The 382-nt window shown below is 40.6% G+C and carries 1 protein-coding gene; it reads left to right on the forward strand.

Features of this window, described 5'->3' with window-relative positions:
- Positions 1–382 (forward strand): TonB-dependent receptor domain-containing protein (locus tag CWB76_RS19270; RefSeq protein WP_138609724.1); only part of this gene is annotated, 382 nt, incomplete at both ends.

Here is a 382-nt window from a genome sequence, read left to right on the forward strand (position 1 = left end):
GTAACCGTTGCTGATTCAGAAACTGTTACCTCGTTTGAAACAGGTATTAAATCTGATGTGTTAGATGGCCAAGGCCGTGTAAATGCAACAGTATTTTATTACACTATGGATGACCAGCAGCTAACGGCAGTAGGTGGTGGTGCTAACTTTAACCGTCTATTAAATGCTGATAAAACAACCGGCTATGGTTTCGAAATTGATTCTGAGTGGGTGTTAACTGACGAATTAAATGCAACCTTCAACTTAAGCTACAACAAAACTGAGCTTAAAGATAAAGATTTAGCCGTTGCAGTGTGTGCACAGTGTACTGTTACTGATCCTACGTTCCAAGTACCAGGTGCATTTGGTCCTGAAGATCGTGCTATTTTAGATGGCAATAGCT

This window comes from Pseudoalteromonas sp. S1609 (genome assembly GCF_005887255.1).
Lineage (GTDB): Bacteria > Pseudomonadota > Gammaproteobacteria > Enterobacterales > Alteromonadaceae > Pseudoalteromonas.